9 protein-coding genes are annotated in these 13,066 nt (G+C 74.1%); 2 read left to right on the top strand and 7 right to left on the bottom strand.

The genetic code is table 11. The features are described 5' to 3' along the window. Window positions 1-85: 85 nt before the first annotated feature. The 3 genes from SM573_RS19910 to SM573_RS19900 all read right to left on the bottom strand — a co-directional run bounded on the left by SM573_RS19910 (window position 86) and on the right by SM573_RS19900 (window position 4,995). Window positions 86-2,566, bottom strand: a complete 2,481-nt coding sequence (locus tag SM573_RS19910) for a transglutaminase TgpA family protein (protein ID WP_474616782.1) — start codon at window positions 2,564-2,566, stop codon at window positions 86-88. Window positions 2,567-2,642: 76 nt separating this feature from the next. After that, window positions 2,643-3,941: a DUF58 domain-containing protein gene (locus tag SM573_RS19905; RefSeq protein WP_474613183.1), complete on the bottom strand. Its 1,299-nt coding sequence runs from the start codon at window positions 3,939-3,941 to the stop codon at window positions 2,643-2,645. A 1-nt stretch (window position 3,942) separates the two neighbouring features. Further along, window positions 3,943-4,995, bottom strand: a complete 1,053-nt coding sequence (locus SM573_RS19900; protein WP_474613184.1) for an AAA family ATPase — start codon at window positions 4,993-4,995, stop codon at window positions 3,943-3,945. Between the two features lie 242 nt (window positions 4,996-5,237). Here SM573_RS19900 and SM573_RS19895 point away from each other — a divergent pair, with 242 nt between their 5' ends. Further along, a complete protein-coding gene (locus SM573_RS19895) occupies window positions 5,238-6,053 on the top strand; it encodes a cysteine hydrolase family protein (protein WP_474613185.1) in 816 nt (271 codons plus the stop codon). 250 nt (window positions 6,054-6,303) lie between these two features. Then, the gene (gene leuS / locus SM573_RS19890; RefSeq protein WP_474616781.1) at window positions 6,304-9,144 is read left to right on the top strand and encodes a leucine--tRNA ligase; all 2,841 of its coding nucleotides are present in this window, start codon (window positions 6,304-6,306) and stop codon (window positions 9,142-9,144) included. A 154-nt stretch (window positions 9,145-9,298) separates the two neighbouring features. Here leuS and SM573_RS19885 read toward each other — a convergent pair whose 3' ends face one another. Genes SM573_RS19885 through SM573_RS19870 form a run of 4 tightly spaced genes read right to left on the bottom strand, consistent with a single transcriptional unit; the run spans window position 9,299 to window position 12,994 of the window. Continuing rightward, entirely contained in the window at window positions 9,299-10,354 is a 1,056-nt protein-coding gene (locus SM573_RS19885) for a phosphotransferase (protein WP_474616780.1), read from the bottom strand. Window positions 10,355-10,357: 3 nt separating this feature from the next. Continuing rightward, window positions 10,358-11,041 (bottom strand): TVP38/TMEM64 family protein, encoded by a 684-nt coding sequence (locus tag SM573_RS19880; RefSeq protein WP_474613188.1) that lies wholly within the window; start codon window positions 11,039-11,041, stop codon window positions 10,358-10,360. After that, window positions 11,038-11,757, bottom strand: a complete 720-nt coding sequence (locus SM573_RS19875) for a type 1 glutamine amidotransferase (RefSeq protein ID WP_474613189.1) — start codon at window positions 11,755-11,757, stop codon at window positions 11,038-11,040. The genes SM573_RS19880 and SM573_RS19875 overlap by 4 nt, the downstream gene beginning before the upstream one ends. After that, window positions 11,747-12,994 (bottom strand): MurT ligase domain-containing protein, encoded by a 1,248-nt coding sequence (locus SM573_RS19870; protein ID WP_474613284.1) that lies wholly within the window; start codon window positions 12,992-12,994, stop codon window positions 11,747-11,749. Before SM573_RS19870 ends, SM573_RS19875 begins: the two co-directional genes overlap by 11 nt. Window positions 12,995-13,066: the final 72 nt, after the last annotated feature.

The following is a 13,066-nucleotide window of genomic DNA, read 5'->3' as shown; positions in this document are numbered from 1 at the left end:
GCAGGCGGCGCCCGCCGCGGGATCACCGACCGGCCTCGGCGCACGACGGAGGTGGCCTCCCGGGTAGGAGAGCACCTCCGGCCGGTCAGCGGGTGGCGCGGTCGGCGATCAGGCGGCGCGGGTTCCACCGCAGCAGCCGGAACCGGGCCCGACCGGTGACCGCGACCACACGGGCCGAGGCGTCCGCCACGGCGAGCCGCCAGCGCAACAGCACCGACGGCGGCAGCACCGCGGCGAGCAGCCGGGTCCGCCGGTCGGCGCGCGCGGCGAGCGCGCCCCGGACCGTGCGCAGCGCCGACGACAGCGGCTGACCGGTGAGCGGATCCCGCGCGTAGCGGGCCCGCTCCTCGGCCCGTCCGAGCATCCGCATCGCGGTGACGGCCTCGGCGTGGCTGCTCAACGCGTCCTGCACGAGGCGGTCCGCGGTCGCCCGCGGGGTCTCCGTCCGGTCGACCCGCACCCGGTAGTCGACGAGCGTGTCGAGCAACTCGTCCCAGGCGGCGTGCGCGTCGGCCCGGGCCCGGTCGGCGTCGGCGCCCACCACCACCATGCGCGGCCCGGCGGCCGGGCCGGCGCCCACGGCGGGTGCGCTGGCCGTCACCGCGGCGGGCATCCGGCCGCCCCGGCGCCGGCGCAGCGCGAGCCGGCGCAGCGCGGGCACCGCGAGCACCAGCACGACGGCCAGTGCTGCGGCCAACCACCACGGCCAGACCGGCGCCTGCTCGGCCGGGGTGTCCGAGCCCACGGAGAGGCCACTGTCGGTGTCCCGGTCGGCGGCGTCGGGGCCGGCCGCCCCCGGCGATTCCTCGACGCTGCCCGGCGTGTTCGGCGAGCCGGCATCCTCGGCGACCGGGTCCGGCGCGTCCGTGTCCGGTGCCCAGGACGACCGGGTGGAGCCGGAGACGCCGTAGGCCGGGGTGGCGTCGAACGGCACCCAACCCATGCCGTCGAAGTAGACCTCCGTCCAGGCGTGCAGGTTGCGGTTGGTCAGTGTGTACGTGTTGCCGCTGCGGTTGCTGCCGTTGGTGAAGCCGAAGGCCACCCGGGCCGGGATGCCGGCGGCCCGGACCAGCCACGCCATGGCGGCGGCGTACTGCTGGCAGAAGCCGACCTTGTTCGTCAGGAAGTTGACGATGTCCTGGTCGCTGGTGCCGCCCTCGGTGCTGAGCCGGTAGCTGAAGCCGTTGTCGGAGGAGAAGTAGTCGTAGATCCCCCGGACCTTGTCGTACTCGGTCTCCTTGCCCCGGGTGAGCCGCTCCACGAGGGCCTGCACCTCCGGCACCGGCGGGGCGTACGTTTGCTTCTGCCGCTCCAGCGGGTGGTCGGCGGCCAGCGGGCGGGCCGTCCGGAGCGCCGCCGGGCTGTACGTGGAACGGACGTACTCGAACGAGTAGCGCTTGCCGCGCGAGTTCTCCCGGTTGGAGTAGACGATTTGCCGGTTGCTGTCGTAGAGCCAGTTCGAGTTCAGGTCGTCGACGCCCACCGGCTCGGAGTAGAACGGCAGCAGCGGCATCTCCAGATCGCGGGTGATCTCGACGCTCGCCCGGTAGCGCTGCTGCTCGACGCCGTTGCCCGCCCTCTCCGACGGGTCGGGCAGGCCCCGGTTGATCGGCTGCCCGGCCGGGGTGGTCACCCGGAAACCGTCCGGCTGGAGGTCGTCCGCGACGCCGAACCGCAGGTAGAACGGGTCCGGCTCGTCGGTGGTGACCTTCACCATGTCGGCGACCTCGGACTGGTTGAGCTGGCCGCTCAGCGCGGCGAACAGGTCGATCCGGCCCGGCGCGCCGCCCTGCCCGGGCCGCCCGTTGCCGCTGCCGTTGCCCGAACCGGAGGTCAGTGAGTCGAGCAGCCCACCGGTCATGCCCGGCACGGCCAGCGGCAGCAGCACCGCCACCGCCACGCCGAGCACCGCGAGCCGCCGACCGGCGGCGGCCAGGGGCGAGGACTCCCAGACGTCGACGTCGCGCCCGTCACCGGTGAACCGGCGGCCGAACCGGCGCACCCGGTCGACGTTGTCCGCGACCAGCAGCCACAGGAAGCCGGCCGCGCCGATCACGAACGGGACGGCGGGGACGCTGTCCACGTAGACGGCGACCGGGACCGAGTAGACGGCGAGCATGGGCAGGCCGGCGAGCGCCGGACGACGCAGACCGACGGCGAGCAGGTCGACCACGATGGCGACCGCCCCGACGCCGAGCACCGCGATGAACAGCAGCGGCTCGGTGTCGGGCACCTCGACGCCGTACGAGCGCATGTCCTGCACGGAGCCGTCGAGCAGCTCGCCGAAGTGCGCGATGGTGGCGGGCGTCGGCAGGACCGCCAGCAGCTCGCTGCCGCTGGGGAAGAGCCAGGTCAGCGCGAGCGTGAACCCGGCCAGCATGCCGAGCACCTGGCCCCAGAGGGGGGCCCGCAGGGCGCGGGCCAGCGTGGCCGCGCCGGCCACCACGGCGACCGCGATGGCCGACTCGATCAGCCACGTCCAGCGTTCGAAGATGGCCGACAGCGGTGCCGCGGCGAGCAGCGTCGCCGCGGCGGCCACCAGGCCGAGATTCCGACGCCCGGTCATGACCGCACCCTCCCGCTCGTGCCTCTGCGCCGCCGCGCCCCGGCGCGGGGCTCGCCCGTGCCGGGGCGGCCCGCGGTCATCGCATGCCCCCGGCCACCGTCTCGGCCAGCGCGGCCCGCAGCGCGAAGCCCTGCGAGCCCCGGCCCGCCTGCGGCCAGATCGCCGGCAGCCGGCTGCCGTGGTCGACGCCGATCACCCGCCAGCCGCTCTGCAGGAGCGCGAGCGCGGCGGCGGCGTGCGCGTGCTCCGCCTCCGCCCGTGCCTTCTCCGGCAGGTTGAGCCAGGTCGAGCTGTTGATGAGGAAACCGACGCAGGTCGCCCCGTTCGCCCGCAGCCCGGCCAGCAGCTCCGCCTCGGCGGTGCTGAGCGCGCCGAAGACGGCGATGATCAACCCGCCGTCGGCGCGCTGCCGGACCCGCTGCACCAGCTCGGTCACCTCGGTGCGCTGGTCGAGGCGGACCTCGGCGAGCTGGTCGAGGAGGAGCCCGTCGCCACCGGCCTCGGTGGCGTCGACGTCCGCGCCGGTGCCGGTGACCAGGCGCAGCTTGTAGCCGGCCTGCCGCAGGTGCACCGAGACGCTCGCCGCGGCGGAGACCGCCCACTCGAAGCTGGCGGTCGGGCCGTCGCCGCGGTGGCCGTACGCGCGGGTGTCCAGCACGACCGTCGCCCGGCTCTCCCAGGGCTGTTCCTCCCGGCGCACCATCAGCTCACCGGTGCGGGCGGTGGACTTCCAGTGCACCCGGCGCAGGTCGTCGCCCATCCGGTACTCCCGGGTCGCCGCGTCGTCCTCGCCGTGCACCGCCACCGAGCGCGCCCGGCTGTCGCCGCTGCCGGCGTACTCGCCGGGCAGGCGCACCGACGGCAGGGCGGCGACCTGCGGGATCACCGTCAGGTGGTCGACGCTGGGGAAGGCGCGGGTGAGCTCGCAGAGACCGAACGGGTCGGTCAGGCGCACCACCAGCGGGCCCACCTCGTAGCGGCCCCGCACGTCGGCCCGGACGGAGTAGGCCACCGAGCTGGCCTGGTGCGCGCCGAGCCGCTCCAGCACCACGCGGGGCCGGCTGCCCAGCGCGTAGGGCAGCCGGTCCTCCAGCAGCAGGGTGCCGGTGGGCAGGCGGGACATGTTCTGCAGCCGCAGCACCACCCGGGAGGTGGCGCCGACCGGCACCCGGTGCGGGTCGAGCGACCGGTTGCAGGCCAGCTTGTAGCGGCTGCGGCCCACGTAGGCCGCGGCCAGCAACGGCAGGACGGCGAGCAGCACGGCGACCCGGAGCAGGTCCTTCTCGCCGAGGATCCCGGCCGAGACGGCCGCGGCCACGGCGGCCGCCAGGAACGAGCGGCCCCGGGTGGTCAGCCCGCGGAGCCCTTCACGCACGTCACGGCCTCCGCGGCTCGTACGGCCCGTGGCCGTTGCCGGTCGCCGGACGGGTGTCGTAGGGGCTGCGCTTGCGGTCGTGCGGCAGGGGCAGCCGGTGCACCAGCTCGGAGACGATCGCGTCGGTGGTGCGCCGGGCCAGCTGCGCGTCGGCGGTCGGGATGATCCGGTGCGCCAGCACCGGCACCGCCAGCACCTGCAGGTCGTCGGGGAGGACGTAGTCGCGGCCCTCGAGGGCGGCCACCGCGCGGGCGGTGCGCAGCAGCTGCAGGGTCGCCCGGGGGGAGGCGCCCAGCCGCAGGTCGGGGGCTTCACGGGTGGCCGTGACCAGGTCGATCGCGTACTGCTTCACGGCGTCGGCCACGTGCACCTGCCGGACCGTGGCGATCAGCTGTCGCACGGTGGCGGCGTCGGAGACCGGGCGCAGCTCGTCGAGCGGGTCGGTGGCGCCGTGCCCGTCGAGCATCGCCAGCTCAGCGCCGACGTCCGGGTAACCCATCGCGATCCGGGCGGTGAACCGGTCCCGCTGCGCCTCGGGCAGCGGGTAGGTCCCCTCCATCTCGATCGGGTTCTGGGTGGCGATGACCATGAAGGGGGTCTGCAACTGGTAGGTCACCCCGTCGACGGTGACCTGCCGCTCCTCCATGCACTCCAGCAGCGCCGACTGGGTCTTCGGCGAGGCCCGGTTGATCTCGTCGCCGACCACCAGGTTGGCGAAGACCGCCCCGGGGCGGAACTCGAAGTCGTGCGTCTCCTGGTTGTAGACGCTGACCCCGGTGACGTCGCTGGGGAGCAGGTCCGGGGTGAACTGGATCCGGCGTACGGAACAGTCGATGGACCGCGCGAGGGCCTTGGCGAGCTTGGTCTTGCCGACGCCGGGTACGTCCTCGATGAGCAGGTGGCCCTCGGCGAGCAGCACCGCCAGGGCGAGGCGCACGGTGGCGGTCTTGCCCTCGATGACCTGCTCGATGTTGGCCACGATGGCCTCGCTGGCGGCGCGGAACTCGTCGTGCGGCAACAGGCCGCCCACCTCGTCCCAGGTCTGTTGTGTCACGGGCCTCCTCCTCGTCGCCGGAAACGGCAGCTCTGTTAAGAGCAGCTGGACCCGTCGTTGGGTTCGCGACGCCGAGCCTCGTCTGCCGCACAAATCTCACTGGCCTCTCAGGCTAACCATGTTTGTCGTGAACGCCGACCCCCGCAGCCAGACCGTCGGTTACGCCCCGAATATTCGCCGCCTCGGGGGAACATCTCCCGTCCCGGCGGGTAGGCGACCCCGCGCGGAGAGGGGGCGCGGCGATGCACCCGCAGCGGGACATCTACGGCGACACCGGCGACGGCGGCGTACGGCTCGGCGGCGGCGCCGCCCGCTGGGAGCTGCACCCCGACCACGTCCACCTGACGCCGCACCACACGACCGGGCGACTCGCCCGCTTCGAGGCGGAGCTGCTGCCGTTCGTGGCGGACGTCGACGCCTGCGCCCTGGCCGTCATCGACGTACAGAACGACTTCTGCTCACCGGGCGGCTGGACCGACCGCTCCGGCCTCGACCACACGGCCTGCCGGGCTGCGGTGCCGGGAGCGGTGCGGGCGGTGCGGGCGGCCCGCGCGCACGGCATGCCGGTCCTCTGGGTCTACTGGCACAACCGGCCCGACCTGCGCAACCTCGGCGCCCCCACGCTCTGGTCCTTCAAGCACCGCCTGGACCAGCGGGGGATCGGCGAGGAGCTGGACCACGGACCGGTGCTCACCGCCGGCTCGTGGGGCGGCGAGCTGGTCGACGAGCTCAAGGAGCTGATCGAGCCCGACGACGTCCACGTGCCGAAGTACCGGATGAACGGCTTCCACGGCACCCACCTCGACCAGGTGCTGCGGGCCCAGGGCATCCACACGCTCTTCCTGGCCGGGGTGAACATCGACCAGTGCGTCAGCACCACCATGGAGGAGGCCTACTTCCTCGACTACGCGGCCGTGCTCCTCGAGGACGCCTGCGCCACGTCGAGCCCCGCCTACTGCACGGAGGCCGTGCTCTTCAACGCCAAGCAGTGCTGGGGCTTCGTCACCACCACCGACCGGTTCGCCGACCCCGTGCCCTGGCCGGCGACCCCGGGCTGACCCCGCGCGGCCGTCCCGACCCGTGGAAGCGGGACGTCGGCCCCGCCCGGCCTGGGGGTACACTGCCGTCATGGCCGGAGTCTTCCTGCTTCTTACCGGGCCGTGCTGATGCGCTGAACGCGCGACAGCACGGCGGCCCCTCCTGCGTGAGGGGCTTTTTTGTGCCCGTCGCCCGCCCCCGGCCGGCGCCGGGCGAGGAGCACCAGCAGACCGCACGAGACGACCGCGCCGAGCGACGCGAGGAGACGTGATGAGTGAGGCAGCCGCACCGGCGGGCGACATCCCCCCGTTCCGGTACACCGCGGCCCTGGCCAACGAGATCGAGCATCGTTGGCAGGACCACTGGGAGCGGGAGGGCACCTTCCACGCCCCGAACCCGACCGGGCCGCTGGCCGACCCCGACCACCCCCGGGCCGGCGCGGAGAAGCTCTACGTGCTGGACATGTTCCCCTACCCGTCCGGGGCGGGGCTGCACGTCGGCCACCCGCTGGGCTACATCGGCACCGACTGCTTCGCCCGCTACCAGCGCATGGCCGGCCGCAACGTGCTGCACGCCATGGGCTTCGACGCGTTCGGGCTGCCCGCCGAGCAGTACGCGGTGCAGACCGGCACCCACCCGCGCACCACCACCGAGGCGAACATCGAGCGCTACCGCGCGCAGCTGCGGCGGCTGGGCCTGGCCCATGACGAGCGGCGCTCGGTGGCGACCATCGACACCGACTTCTACCGCTGGACCCAGTGGATCTTCCTGCAGATCTTCAACGCCTGGTACGACCAGGACGCCAGGCGGGCCCGGCCGATCGCCGAGCTGATCGCCGAGTTCGAGGGCGGCACCCGGCCGACGCCGGACGGCCGCCCCTGGGCCGACCTGTCGGTGGCCGAGCGGCGCCGGATCGTCGACGACCACCGGCTGGCGTACGTCTCGGAGGCGCCGGTCAACTGGTGCCCCGGCCTGGGCACGGTGCTGGCCAACGAGGAGGTCACCGCCGACGGCCGCTCCGAGCGGGGCAACTTCCCGGTCTTCAAGCGGAACCTGAAGCAGTGGATGATGCGGATCACCGCGTACGGTGACCGGCTGCTGGAGGACCTGGACAAGCTGGACTGGCCCGAGGCGATCAAGCTGATGCAGCGCAACTGGATCGGCCGGTCGCAGGGCGCCCACATCGACTTCCCGACCGCCGGGGAGCCGATCCGGGTGTTCACCACCCGCCCGGACACGATCTTCGGCGCCACCTACATGGTGCTGGCGCCGGAGCACGAGCTGGTCGACACGCTGGTGCCGGCCGCCTGGCCGGAGGGGACGAAGGACGCCTGGACGGGCGGGCACGCCAGCCCGCGGGCGGCCGTCGAGGCCTACCGCAAGTCGGCGGCGGCCAAGTCCGACGTCGAGCGGCAGGCCGAGACCAAGGAGAAGACCGGCGTCTTCGTCGGGGCGTACGCCACCAACCCGGTCAACGGCGCGCAGATCCCGATCTTCATCGCGGACTACGTGCTGGCCGGCTACGGCACCGGCGCGATCATGGCGGTGCCCGCCCAGGACGAGCGGGACTGGGCGTTCGCCGAGGTCTTCGACCTGCCCATCGTCCGCACCGTGCAGCCGGCCGAGGGCTTCGACGGCAAGGCGTACACCGGGGACGGCCCGGCGATCAACAGCGCCGCGCCGGACCGCGGCCTGGACCTGAACGGCCTGGGGGTCGCCGACGCCAAGGCGCGCGTCGTCGCGTGGCTGGAGGCCAACGGGCACGGCCGTGGCGCGGTGACCTACCGGCTGCGGGACTGGCTGTTCAGCCGCCAGCGCTACTGGGGCGAGCCGTTCCCCATCGTCTACGACGAGACCGGTGCGGCGATCGCGCTGCCCGAGGAGATGCTGCCGGTCGAGCTGCCCGAGGTGGACGACTTCTCGCCGAAGACGTTCGACCCCGACGACGCCGACTCGAACCCGGAGACGCCGCTGTCGCGCCGCCGGGACTGGGTCGAGGTCGAGCTGGACCTGGGTGACGGCCCGAAGCGGTACACCCGGGAGACCAACGTGATGCCGCAGTGGGCCGGCTCCTGCTGGTACGAGCTGCGCTACCTGGACCCGACCAACTCCCAGCGGTTCGTCGACGCGGAGAACGAGCGGTACTGGATGGGCCCGCGCGGTGAGGGCGACTGCGGCGGCACCGACCTGTACGTCGGCGGCGCCGAGCACGCGGTGCTGCACCTGCTGTACGCCCGGTTCTGGCACAAGGTCCTGTACGACCTGGGCCACGTCTCCAGCTTCGAGCCGTTCCGCCGGCTGTTCAACCAGGGCATGATCCAGGCGTACGCGTACACCGACGCCCGGGGCAGCTACGTGCAGGCCGCGGAGGTCATCGAGCGCGACGGCGCCTGGTTCCTGGACGACGTCCCGGTCACCCGCGAGTACGGCAAGATGGGCAAGTCGCTGAAGAACGTCGTCACGCCCGACGAGATGTGCGAGGCGTACGGCGCGGACACCTTCCGGGTCTACGAGATGTCCATGGGTCCGCTGGAGGTGTCCCGCCCGTGGGAGACCCGGGCCGTCGTCGGCTCGTTCCGCTTCCTGCAGCGGGTCTGGCGGGCCGTCGTCGACGAGCAGACCGGCGCGCTGCGGATCACCGAGGACCCGGCCGACGAGGCGACCCGCCGGCTGCTGCACAAGGTGATCGACGGCGTCCGCGGCGACATGGAGGGGATCCGGTTCAACACCGCGATCGCCAAGCTGATCGAGCTGACCAACGCGCTGACCCGGCTGCCGGCCACCCCGCGCGAGGTGGCCGAGCCGCTGGTGCTGATGGTGGCGCCGTTCGCCCCGCACGTCGCCGAGGAGCTGTGGCAGCGGATGGGCCACGAGACCTCGCTGACGTACGCCGACTTCCCCGTCGCCGACCCGCGCCTGCTGGTCGCCGAGTCGGTGACCTACCCCGTGCAGGTCAACGGCAAGGTGCGGGGTCGGGTGGAGGTGCCCGCCGACGCGTCCGAGGAGACGGTGCGTACCGCCGCGCTGGAGGCCGTCGCCGGCGCCCTGGGTGGCAAGGAGCCGCGCAAGGTCATCGTGGTGCCCGGCCGCATGGTGAGCGTCGTCGCCTGACCACCCACGGGCGTCACCCCGCCCCCCGGCTCCTGCCCCGCCCGCTCCCTGTTCCGTCGATCATGCAGTTGTGGTGCCAGGGTTCGACCCGGAACGAGCCTTTCGTCACCTGCCACAACTGCGTGATCGACGGGGGCGGGGTGGGGTGGGCGGGTCAGGGGGTGGGGTGGTGGAGGGTTCTTGTCACGGCGGTCCGGTTTTCTCGTAGCCAGGCGTGCCAGCCGTGGACCAGCCGCACCACCCCCGCCGCCCGCAGCCGGCGCATTCCCGGTTCGTCCCGCTCGGCCCCCGCCGCGATCCCGCGCCAGGTGCCCTCCACCTGGTCGAGCATCAGATCCACCAGGTCCTCCCGCGGCAGCCGCGCCGAGGCCGGTGAGGCGGCCCCGGGCACGGCGGCCCCGGCCGTGGTGGCCCCGGGCAGGGTAGCCCCGGGCACGGTGGCCCCGGCCGTGGTGGCCCCGGGCGCGGTGGCCCCGGCCGCGTCGTACGCGTCGCAGATCAGGCGGCACCGCCGGCCCAGCTCGGCCGGGTCGGCGCCCGGGCCCAGATCAGCCCAGTGCCAGCAGGCGAACGCGACGTCCTCGATCCGGCGTCCCGGCGCGGCCCGGTCCCAGTCGAGGAAGGCGACGGGCAGCGGGCCTCGCGGGGTGGGCCGGTAGACGGTGTTCTTCGGCGACAGGTCGCCGTGGCAGACGGTCTCGGCGTCGCCCGCCAGCGGGCTGCCCGCACACGCGTCGTGCAGCCGCCGGATCAGCCCGGCCAGCGCCACCAGGGCGGGGTCGGCGACGTACGCCGGATCCTCCCGCTCGCGCCAGGGCACCTGGCCGTCGAGGTAGCTGAGCACCTGGCGGCCCTGCTCGTCGGTGCCGAGGTGGCGGGGCGCGAGGTCGGCGCCCACCCGTTCGAGGTGACGGAGGAGCGCGCCCACGAACGCGCCGCGCGGCGGCGCCGTACGCCGGACGGTGTCGCCGACCCGGACCACCTCGGCGATGAAGCCGCCCGAGAGCGGTTCGCCCACCGCGGGCATGGCCGCCGGAACGGCCGCCGCGGCCGCCGGGGCGGCGGGAACCACCGGCGGAACGGCCGCCGCGTCCGTCGGGGCGTCGGCAGCCACCGCCGGAGCCGCCGCCACGGGGGACGGCGGAGCGGGGGCGGCGTCGGCGGGCACTGGTTCGGCGGCGTCGGCGGGCGACGCGTCGGTTCCGGCCATGGATCAGGCCCGTTCGGCGCGGCGGTGGCGCTCGGCCCGCCAGAGGCGCCGGACCAGGATCGCGCTGGCGATCAGGCCGAGCCCGGCCGGGGCGACCGCGAACCAGTTGACGTCGCTCGGCGAGGTGACGGCGGCGCCGATCGCGGCGTAGCCGAACGCGCTCGGCACGGCGGCGAGCACGCTGCCGGCCAGGAACGGCAGCAGCCGCGCCCCGGTGGTGCCGTAGCCGTAGCTGACCAGCCCGAACCCGGCGATCGGCACCAGCCGGACGGTGATGACGCCGAGCACGCTCTGCCGGGCGAACCACCCGTCCAGGTGGGCCAACCGGCCGCGGATCCGGGCGGCGACGAACTCCCGCCCCAGCAGCCGCCCGACCGCGAAGCCGATCGCGGCGGCCAGCAGCGCCGCGCTCAGCGCGTACCCGGCGCCCTCCAGCGGGCCGAAGATCGCCCCCGAGGCGAGGGTGATGAAGGTGCGCGGCACCAGGGCGACGAGCAGCAGCGCGCCGGCGAGCACCGCCGCGACGGGCGCCAGCCAGCCGAGCCGGTCGGCGAGCCCGGGCAGCTCCGACGGATCGGGTCGGGGCACGACGAGCAGCAGCACGCCGCACGCCGCGACCAGGAGCAGCAGCAGCGCGAAGCGGACGGCCGACGGCTGCCGCAGCAGTCGCCGGACGGCGCGCGTCATCCGCGGGCGGCGGCCACCGCGGCGCGGCGCTCGGACCGGAGCCGGTCGGACCAGGTGTCGTCCACCGGCGGAAGCTGGTTCACACCGGTGGCCCAGCGCAGCAGCAGGTCGGCCAGGGCCGGGTTGCGGGCCAGGGCCGGCCCGTGGGAGTACGTGCCGAGCAGCTTGCCGCGCCACGCCCCCTCGGTGGCGCCGTCGTTGCCGATGCCCGCCGTGATCCGGGCCAGCGGCGCGACGCCCGGGCCGAGGTGGGTACGGCCGCCGTGGTTCTCGAACCCGCTCAGCGGTGGCACCGCCAGCCGCGGGTCGATGTCGCCGGCCAGCTCGCCGACGGCCCGCGTCTCGCCCCGGTCGGAGGTGATGTCGAGCAGCTCCAGGCCGGGGTAGCGGGTGCCCTTGGCGAAGAAGGAGTTGCCGAGGAGCTGGTAGCCGGCGCAGACGCCGAACACCACCGACCCCTGGGCGACCGCGCGGTGCAGCCCGCCGTCGGCGATGAGCCGCTGCGCGCCCAGCGCCTGCGGCCCGTCCTCGCCGCCGCCGATCAGGTAGATGTCGGCGGTGGCGGGCAGCCGCTGGTCCGAGCGGACCTCCAGCACCTCGACCGGCATTCCGCGCTGGCGGGCCCGCCGGGCCAGGATCAGGGCGTTGCCCCGGTCGCCGTAGGTGGAGAGCAGGTCGGGGTAGACCCAGACGATGCGCAGGCTCTCAGTTGACACGGTCCAACTCCGCTCGGATGTCCTGGAACGCGGTGTAGTTGGCGATGACCTCCAGGCGCCCCGGGGGCACCGCGCGGATCGCCTCGGTGAACGTCCGTACGTGCTGGAACGGCACCTCGTTGACGTCGAGCCGGACGGCCAGGTCGTACGCCCGGTCGCCGGTGATCAGCACCTGCCGGCCGCGCAGGGGGGCGAAGTCGACGTCGAAGAGCCATGACGTGTCCAGCCCGTCGGGGTCGCGCGCGTTGATCGACAGCAGGGTCGGCGCCTGGTCGGCCATGTCGAACGCCTCCAGCCAGCTGGCCGGGTTCTTCGCCAGCAGCAGCCGGATGAGCCGCCCTTCCCGCTCGACCTGCGCGTAGCGGCCGGCGACGGAGGTGACGGAGCCCAGCCGGGACACCGCGTCGACGGGTCGTACGCCGAACTCGGCGGCCACCGCGAGCGCGGTCGCGGCGTTGCCGAGGTTGACCTTGCCGGGCAGCTGGAGGGCCACCTTGTGCCACGCGCCGGTGGGGTCGAGGACGCCGTCGTCCTCCACGGTCCACTGCGGCTGCGGGCGGCGCAGGGGGCAGCCGGTGCACCACCACTGCTCGCCGGAGCGCTCGATGGTGGAGCCACACTCGGGGCAGACCCACGAGTCGTCGTGCCAGCGCTGCCCGGCGCTGAACCAGACGACCTGGGGTGGGTTGATCCGGTGGTCCGGGGTGGGCGGGGGCGAGGCGGCCCAGACGACCATCGGGTCGTCGGCGTTCGCCACCACCCGCACGTCCGGGTGCCGGACCAGCGCCGCGCGCCAGAGCTGCGCCATCATGGCGACCTCCTTGGCGCGGTCGAGCTGGTCGCGGGAGAGGTTGAGCAGCGCCACCACGTGCGGCTCGGTCGCCTCCAGCACCTGGGCCAGGTAGTGCTCGTCCACCTCCAGCACCGCGTAGGGCGTGCTGCCCGCCTTGGCCAGCGCGGAGGTGTGGCCGGTGGGCATGTTGGCGCCGAACGAGTTGGTCGCCACCTTGCCGAGCACGCCGACGGCGGCGGCGGCCAACCGGGTGGTGGTCGTCTTGCCGTTCGTACCGGAGATGAGCGCGATCGCGCGGCCGGCGGCGAGGTGCGCGAGCAGGTCCGGGTCGATCTTGAGCCCGATCCACCCCCCGATCACCGAGCCGTCACCCCGGCCCGCGGCCCGGGACAGCGCCGCGGCGGTCCGCGACACGGAGCTGGCCACCTTCGCCCGCAGGGGCATCTTCGCGTCCGTCACGCGAGCGAGGTTACCGGACCATCGCGCTCCCCAGATCGCCGCCGACGGCGAACCGTT

It is taken from the genome of Micromonospora xinjiangensis (assembly GCF_056150165.1).
The sequence above is the reverse complement of the archived record's forward strand: the minus strand, read 5'-3'. Positions and strand labels throughout refer to the sequence as shown.